2 protein-coding genes and 1 pseudogene are annotated in these 3243 nt (G+C 49.3%); 1 reads left to right on the top strand and 2 read right to left on the bottom strand.

What is annotated here, in order from left to right; translation table 11 throughout:
• Window positions 1-1542: pseudogene (locus tag Q0W37_RS15280) on the top strand (T9SS C-terminal target domain-containing protein); the annotation flags it as partial.
• A 160-nt stretch (window positions 1543-1702) separates the two neighbouring features.
• Here the strand turns inward: Q0W37_RS15280 and Q0W37_RS15275 are convergent.
• Window positions 1703-2503 carry a nucleotidyl transferase AbiEii/AbiGii toxin family protein gene (locus tag Q0W37_RS15275; RefSeq protein WP_297702402.1) on the bottom strand — a complete coding sequence of 267 codons (801 nt, stop codon included), beginning with the start codon at window positions 2501-2503 and terminating at the stop codon, window positions 1703-1705.
• Window positions 2503-3042: a hypothetical protein gene (locus Q0W37_RS15270; RefSeq protein ID WP_297702401.1), complete on the bottom strand. Its 540-nt coding sequence runs from the start codon at window positions 3040-3042 to the stop codon at window positions 2503-2505. Before Q0W37_RS15270 ends, Q0W37_RS15275 begins: the two co-directional genes overlap by 1 nt.
• Window positions 3043-3243: the final 201 nt, after the last annotated feature.

The raw sequence follows: 3243 nt of genomic DNA, 5'->3' as shown, positions 1-3243 counted from the left end.
ATCAGCTGGACGATTGACGAAGCCTTCAGTAGCCGAGGCGGCAAGAACCTTACGCTGCAGCGCACGCTGATTTCGGAAGCGCTGAACATTGCGGACCACCAGAATTACCCCGTCGGGACGGGACACGGGTATGCGGCGACTATCGGCGGCGATATCGGCAGTTTCCACCACAACCTGCTTGCGCATAATGCGGGCCGCAACTGGAGCCTGGGCGGTGGCCTCGACGGGAACGGCTACTATGCGGGTCGCCTTGACATATTCAACAACGTTGTCTATAACTGGGTGAGCCGCGTGACCGATGGCGGTGCGCACGAGGTGAACTTCGTGGGCAATTACTACAAGGAGGGCGCCGCCACTACCTTGCACGGCTATACTTTGCGCGCACAGTTCGAAGGTACGGGCAAAGGCTCGCAGGCGTATTACTACCACAACAACGTTCTCGAGGCTGCGGGCGGCAAGTTCACCTGCGACGGCACCAACGACAATTGCGGTCGCGAGTATTCGCTTTCCGGCGGGCAGGTGCTGGATTGGGAACCCTGGAACAGCAAGCCCTTCTTTGCCTCGTATGCGACTGTCCAGAGCGCGAAGGCCGCCTACAAGGATGTGCTGAGCGATGTGGGCCAGCGCATGCCGATACTTGACAATCACGACACCCGCGTGATAAACGAGACCAAGAACGGAACCTACAGCATGAAGGGGTCCGTGGGCGGCATGGCGGGCATTCCCGACCGCGAAACCGACGTGAAGGATACGGCGAACATCAAGGGTTGGGAACCGTATCCGAGTGTGAGCTGGGCGGACGATTACGATAGCGATTTCGATGGACTTCCCGACTGGTGGGAAAATATGTACGGGTACAATCCGAAGTCGAAGAGCGGTGACTTTAGCGAAGCGAACAGGGACCGCCTGGGTGACGGCTGGACGGAACTGGAGCGCTACCTGGAATGGATGGCCCGCGCGCACTACACCTTCGCGAAGGGTGAAACGCAGGTGATAGACCTTTCGCAGTTTACCCGCGGTTACGACGGCGGAACCTACACCGTGTCGGCCCCGAGCGGCGTGACGGCGACCGTGAACGGTTCCAGGTTGACGGTAAAACTTGCCGACAACTTTGCGGGTGCGGGCTACGTGCAGTTTACGCTCAAGGACAACGCGGGCGATACCTTTAGTCGCTACATCGGCGTGACGCAACAGCTCGCCGCAAGTTCTGCAACTTCATCGAGCTCTTCTTCGAGCGGCGAAGATCCGGTTTCTAGCAGTTCCTCCGAAACAACGACGCTTGTCAAGCCGACCATCGCAACAAAGTTCCATTCGACGGTTTCGAATAATATTGTGTTCATGACAGGCCTTCCGCAGAATGCGAAAATCACCGTGACCGATTTTAGCGGCAATAGTATCATGACGCAAAAATCCGTGGTGACTGCCAACGGCTCCGCTTCGGTGAATCTGCAACCTTTCGGCTGTGGAATCTACCTAGTGAACGTCCGCGGAATCGACGACGGAATCAAACTCAATAAGACCATCAAGGTCATGCGCCGGTAAAACCGCAAAAGAATACATCATGCACCCTCAAAGCCTAGGCTAAAACGAGTCTAGGCTTTTTTATTTCAAAAGTTTGTTCTTTCCGATGGTGAACGAATGGCTATCAGCTTCTTTTAAAAAGGGGTCGAATTCAACCCCTTTGAAGTCGGGATTGTTGCGACTAAAGCAATTTGAGAAAGTTCTCGATACTCTTTGTAATGGTCGAAACATTTTCGCCGGTCCAATTCTTGTCGCTAGCGGAGAGCCTTTCGATGTACAGTTTATCGGAAAAAATATCTCGCACTCGCTTTACCACATCATTGACGTTATGCTCTCTCATTTGCTTGTCGCCAAAGATGTACAAATCTAGGCAAACATGCAGTTTTTTATGGTCAACATGTTTGCTAAGATAGTAGATGTCGAAAAGATCCTTGTAGCGGGTCGATAAAGCCCCGAATTTCAGTAACGACCGTAATTTTTCGACCAGCATCTGTTCGTTGGAATTGACCAGCAGACTGACACTCCCGTTGTCAAAGGAAATGTCAAAACAATATTCCTCCTGACTTACATCTAACTTGGTATGCACGCCCAGGTCTATTTTGCTTTCTAGTTCGTAACCGCTAGAATCTTGAATTTTTATGCGGATTCGCCTACCTTTGTATTCCTGTTGCTTCAGTTCTTCGATATCCCCAAACCTTTCGATGCGGATTCCGTCTAGACAATTCATCTTTGCTACAAAGTCATCAATAGCGGCATCTGATAAGGGATAGCGTAGAAAATCTATATCCAAGTCTTGGGTTGCACGGCGGATGTTTCCCGTCTTGCTTCTCATAACCACACCGCCCTTGACGGTGATGTTGCGATGCAGAGGTCCCATGGAAATGGCTTTTAAAACAATGTCTTGACAGATTTTCGCGGGAGCCGTGTTTTCGTTATACCCTTTCTCAATTTCTACAGTAACCATGCTTTTGAGGCTAAGCATTATAGCACCTCCGCTTCCAGCACCTTTCTAATCATATCCGCTTTCGGCATTTGCGGCAAGTAATCCTGCACGAACTGCATGTCCAGTTCGTCAACTACCTTTCTATAGTTTAGGATGATTTCTTTATAGTAGTCGAAGGGCAAGTTTGACTTGTTGCGGATCAGTTCGAGCAGCATGCGTTCCCTGTTATACATTGAAACGGTTGCGCCGTTGACTGATTCTTGTACAGCTCCAAGAAACAGGATATCGCTATTCTCGAACTTCGGCACAACACGGTTGTCGGAAATTTTTGCTCCCCGCTCGGTTGCCAGGTAATATTTCTCGGGAATGGTATCGGTCAAACCGTAATGATAAAAAGCGGTATTCATCGTAAAAACCGCCTTAGGATATTTTGCGGAGATTACCGAAGTTTCGGAAACATCCTTGCTATCGGAATAGAATCCTTTTGCGATGCGGAACAAACGGCCTTCGGCAATGGCCTTTTTTATCAAGTATTTTGAGCCGAACGTTTCAATGCATTGGGCGAGCGTCTGAAGCATATTTTTTCCTAAATTCTGTAAAATGCAATTTTTTACAGAATTATAGTAAAAATATACGTTATTTCGCCGAAAATTCAAGGTGGTAAGCCTACTTTCACTCATATAATCTCCTTTGACAGACAAGCAGAAACTGTCAAGTAATGAACATTTGTTCATTATAAATATAGTTCCTCAAGGGGAGGATGTCAAGAGATTTTCGGA

It is taken from the genome of uncultured Fibrobacter sp. (assembly GCF_947166265.1).
Classification (GTDB): Bacteria; Fibrobacterota; Fibrobacteria; order Fibrobacterales; family Fibrobacteraceae; genus Fibrobacter.
Note: the sequence above shows the minus strand (reverse complement) of the source record. Positions and strands in the feature narration are given on the sequence as shown.

Coding starts and splice junctions, on each gene's coding strand:
- Q0W37_RS15275 (WP_297702402.1), bottom strand. CDS start 2,503: ATGCTTAGCCTCAAAAGCATGGTTACTGTAGAAATTGAGAAAGGGTAT.
- Q0W37_RS15270 (WP_297702401.1), bottom strand. CDS start 3,042: ATGCTTCAGACGCTCGCCCAATGCATTGAAACGTTCGGCTCAAAATAC.